Genomic DNA, 3,003 nt, shown 5'->3' on the forward strand with positions numbered 1-3,003 from the left:
AAATGCTATAATAATTAAAATAATATTTATCTAGTTTCCAATCTTAGAATAGAAATTAGCAGATAATAGTATGAGTTGATAAAATGACTATTATAATGATCTTGTTAAAAGAAATGACAGGTGGAAATTTTAGAGAATAAACTGTACAGAATGACAGGAGGACTCATGAAAAGTCGAAATATCATGATAATAGTTGCTTCAATTGCAGTGTTGCTAAGTATAGGAGGATGTACTGTGAAACATAAAGATGATACAAAACAAGGAAAAACGATTGCTGCTTCATCTACTAAAGACCTAAAGGAAGATGAAGAAACTATAAAGAAAAACAAGTTGCTTTCTTAAAACATAATGAACAAGCCATTATAGGGTTTGTGAAATCGAAAAACTCAAAAATAGAATCCGTTCAAATTGATTGGAGTGATATCCGATGGGGAGAAGCTGGCAATGGAACACCTCAAGGGGGTGGTAAAATAATCGAGATTTATGGTGGTTTTAATCATATAGAAAAATCAGGTTGGAATGTAACAATTGAGATTATCGATGGAATGCCTGATCTTAAAACAATGATGTTAAGCAATGGTTTTGGCATTGGAGGAGAAGTATTTGAGTAATTGGAATTTAGATAATTTTAACAATATACATGCAGATCTTGCCCAAGCTGCTTATACAGGAAGACCAATTAAATTTCCATATAAATATTTAAGAAAAGATCAATTAGATCTTCTAAAATCTGGAAGGGCTGTAAAATTTGACTTTTCGGAAGATAATATAGATGATGGTCAAATTACTAAAGGAGGAGGTACGGATCTACCGAATGGTGGCAAGGTTTATCTTCAACCGGATAGTAAAAAGTTATTAGAAGATGAAGAAACAGGATACAATGCCTATTATGTCACAGATACTGAGACGATCAATGCGAATACGCACCAGACGTATTTTTCGATTCGTGGAAGTGACGGTTTTGGTATTGATTTCTCAAAAATTTTGGATGAAAATTTAAAGGAGTTTAATTCCAAAGATTGGATCAATAATGATGCAGCTTTTGCTCTTACGGATGCGATCGTTCCCCAAGCACAGTATGCTACAAAAGGCATGAAAGCAAAGATCGCTGAATTAGAAGAAAAAGCTGCACCGGATGCTAAAATGGATGTAACGGCTCATTCGCTTGGAACAATGGTATCCGTTCAAGGTTTAGCAGGATTAGATGATTCGGAATTGAACCACATTGGAAAAGCTGTTCTTTTTGATGGACCAGATACAACGTTGAGCTTGATAAAAGCAGGATATAGCCCAGAAAAACTGAAATTATTGGATGAAAAAATTGTTTATTATGTGAACCCTTTTGATCCAGTTAGCATGCTCAATCGGGATAGACCTTGGGATCAACAACTTGGCCAAGTCAATGTAGTTGTCCCGATTAAGTATACTAGTATGACGGACAAGTATTCTTCCCATGATTTTGGTGCCTATCAAATAGATAGTTATGGGAATATCTTAACGGCATCGGAATCCTATCATCCAGAGTTGTTAGTTGCAGGTCAGAGACTTGCAAAACTTAATAGAGAAAAAATTGATAAACTGAAGGAATACATTCCTGAAAAAACGATCAATCGAATCGTAACGATGAGTCCAGAGGAATTTAGTAAATTTGCTTCCTTAATACAAAAAGGAAGTAAAGATTTTTCGCATAATGCCAAAGATTTTTTTGCTGGACTTTCTGGTTTAGGAATAGACGGTGAAGCGATCGTAAAAATTGCTAGTAATCTCCCAGCTTTGGCGTTGCTTTACTATGATTATCAAAATCAATATGCTAAAATTATAAAAGATGCTCAGAAAGCTTCTTTGGAATGGGATCGAAAAAATTTAGACCTTAAGAATCCCAATAATTTGCACAACAAAATTAAAAGTGCTGGGAGCTATGCGGAACGAATCTTACTTCGAACAGAATTGTTATATGCAGCAGTTCAATTGGCAGATGCAGATATTGAGCAGAAGGTGTCAGAAACAGAGAAAATGATCACGACTGCGGAAAAAAATGTAAAAGCTTCGGTTGAATCATCCAGAAATACTGTTTATGCATTAGGATGGGCATTATCGGCAAGTGAAAGAGAAAGTTTAATGACTGACTTGACTTTTGAACATTTGTGGGATAGCGGAATTGCGGAGACCGATAAAAGTAATTTAAAGAACTACAAAGAAAAAATGAGTGGCTTCTCAAAGAGTATGATTCAATGTGCGCAGAAACTTGTAGAGGTTGATGAACAAGGTGCTGCTGATATTTTTGGATCCTTATCATAAAAGAAGGAGGAAACGATGCCAATAAGTTTACTGTTTATGAATGAAAAACTGATGGAAGTACTGAAAGCACAGCAGAGATTAGCAGTAAAAGCGGCTGTTGCAGTGGCAGTAAATACTATAAAATTTACAAATGCTCCTCTTCAACGAAACTTGAAAACAAAAGCAGAGGAATTGGAAAACTATGCTAAAAAGACTTATAGTCAAAATATCACGGATGGTCTTGAGGGGCAAGCCGCAACTGCAGCAAAAGACTATTTATCTAAAGTGAGTAAACCAGAACTTACTAGTCCGCTAAGAAATTGAGAATTGACAGAAGATGAAGGAAGATCTTTATAAATTAGAACTTGAATTTGATAGCAAAATGAAACAGTTAAAGAAAAAAGAGGAATCTCTTGAAGAAGATCTCTCTTATTTTCTACAGCAAACGGATCAGTTGAAAGAAGAAGTCTATCGCATGGCAGAAGGTGAGTTACCTGCCGAAGTTCATACTTATTTTTTCCAAATGGATGAAAATAGTGAACGTTTTCGACGTGACGTCTTTGAACAATTGGATCAAATCCAGGAAGAGCGTTCAAAGCTCAAATGGGAGTATGACAATGAGATAGATGCTTTCTATAAAAATCAGAAAAAGCTGGAATCGAAAGCCAAAAAAAAATCAGTAAGGTTGTCCTTACTGTTTTTTTAGTTGGTTCCAGATGATGCTGT

General features: G+C 35.3%; 5 protein-coding genes. All 5 read left to right on the forward strand.

All coding sequences use genetic code 11. The features are described from left to right. Positions 1 to 165 precede the first annotated feature (165 nt). From SPADD19_RS12500 to SPADD19_RS02790, 5 genes are read left to right on the forward strand one after another with little or no spacing between them, the layout of a single operon-like run. On the forward strand, positions 166 to 342 hold the full coding sequence (locus tag SPADD19_RS12500) for a hypothetical protein (RefSeq protein ID WP_241496437.1): 177 nt from the start codon (positions 166 to 168) through the stop codon (positions 340 to 342). Between the two features lie 29 nt (positions 343 to 371). Then, positions 372 to 611 carry a hypothetical protein gene (locus SPADD19_RS02775; protein WP_241496438.1) on the forward strand — a complete coding sequence of 80 codons (240 nt, stop codon included), beginning with the start codon at positions 372 to 374 and terminating at the stop codon, positions 609 to 611. Then, entirely contained in the window at positions 604 to 2,298 is a 1,695-nt protein-coding gene (locus SPADD19_RS02780) for a hypothetical protein (protein ID WP_061455128.1), read from the forward strand. Before SPADD19_RS02775 ends, SPADD19_RS02780 begins: the two co-directional genes overlap by 8 nt. A 15-nt stretch (positions 2,299 to 2,313) precedes the next feature. Next, a complete protein-coding gene (locus SPADD19_RS02785) occupies positions 2,314 to 2,601 on the forward strand; it encodes a hypothetical protein (protein ID WP_128861548.1) in 288 nt (95 codons plus the stop codon). A gap of 13 nt (positions 2,602 to 2,614) precedes the next feature. Further along, positions 2,615 to 2,983, forward strand: coding sequence for a hypothetical protein (locus SPADD19_RS02790; RefSeq protein ID WP_061455129.1), 369 nt, complete (start codon positions 2,615 to 2,617; stop codon positions 2,981 to 2,983). Positions 2,984 to 3,003: the final 20 nt, after the last annotated feature.

The sequence above is a fragment of the Streptococcus parasanguinis genome (assembly GCF_001578955.1).
Lineage (GTDB): Bacteria > Bacillota > Bacilli > Lactobacillales > Streptococcaceae > Streptococcus > Streptococcus parasanguinis_U.